Origin of the sequence: Streptomyces sp. NPDC002785, assembly GCF_040295565.1 — a bacterium.
GTDB lineage: Bacteria > Actinomycetota > Actinomycetes > Streptomycetales > Streptomycetaceae > Streptomyces.
Map to the genome: position 1 here is coordinate 1 of NZ_JBEOVN010000450.1, position 1,066 is coordinate 1,066.

Below are 1,066 nucleotides of genomic sequence, written 5' to 3' on the forward strand. Positions count from 1 at the left end.
GCCCGGCCCAACCGGGCGGCGGTCCGCGACACCTCGGCTGTGGCACGCCGGTGGGGTCCGGGGTCGGCCGAGCGGCGGATCAGCAGACTCACCGAGGCGACCGTGGCCGCGCCGCGCTGTACGGGGGCGGCCACCAGGTCCCAGCCAGGCAGTACCGAGGGGGTGCGGGCATGGTTGAGGTCCCGGATGCGGCGCAGGACGGGATCGCGTGGAGCGGCACCGAGCAGCCTCGCGAGGAGGACCAGTCCGGCGGCGTCGGTGTACAGCGGCGCGCGGAACAGCGGGCCGGAGCGGTCGCCGTCGGCGAAGACGGGCGCCAACTCGCCGCCCGGGTCGTAGCAGCAGCACAGACTGACCCGCAGCGGGGGCCGGAGCATGACGGGCACATGGAGGAGCGCGGCTTCACCCGCACGGCTACGCAGGGCGGACAGTTCGGCGTCCAGGGTCTCCAGCGAAACCGGCAGGTCGGCAAGCGGGCCGGTGAGCGGGCTGATGGCGGAGGGGGCCAGTTGGTATCTGCCGTATCCGGACTGGAGGACCGCGCCTTCGCGGACCGCGGACTGGAGTATGCGGTGAGCGGTGGAACGGGCCAGTTTGGTGAGGCGGGTGAGAGTGTCGAGGGAATGCGTTCCCGGACCGAGCGAGTCGAGCGCCCGAAGTACGCGAAAGGCCCGGTCAGCGGCCGTTCTGGGGGCAATTTCCGAAGCAGTGGACACAATTCTCCCAGCAGACTGCACATCGGTGTGAGTTTCGCTGCTACGAGATGCATCCTTGCGGGCAGCCGACTCCTTCCGCAATGAAGGAACAATTTCCAGAACCAATGGCTTCCGAAATTCTTCATACGCGACAGCGATGGATTCCCGCCGCTCCGGTGCGCCTCCCCGACCTTCCCTTCGCTGAACTGTCCTGCGGAGTTGCATTTCAGCCACCTGAGGCAGTCGATATTTCAGGCCAACACGGGAAGCCGGACACTAGTGTCTCGTGATGCTGTTTCCATCACTTTGAGTTGTTTGCGACGAGCTTCTTGATGTTGGTCTGGATGAGGCGGACCTTCGCCAGGATCTCG

At 66.7% G+C, this 1,066-nt stretch carries 1 protein-coding gene; it reads right to left on the reverse strand.

Annotated elements, in window-relative coordinates; genetic code table 11:
* The coding region (locus ABTZ94_RS37680; protein WP_351207996.1) for a helix-turn-helix domain-containing protein at nt 1–716 on the reverse strand (716 nt) is incomplete at its 3' end.
* Nucleotides 717–1,066 lie beyond the last annotated feature (350 nt).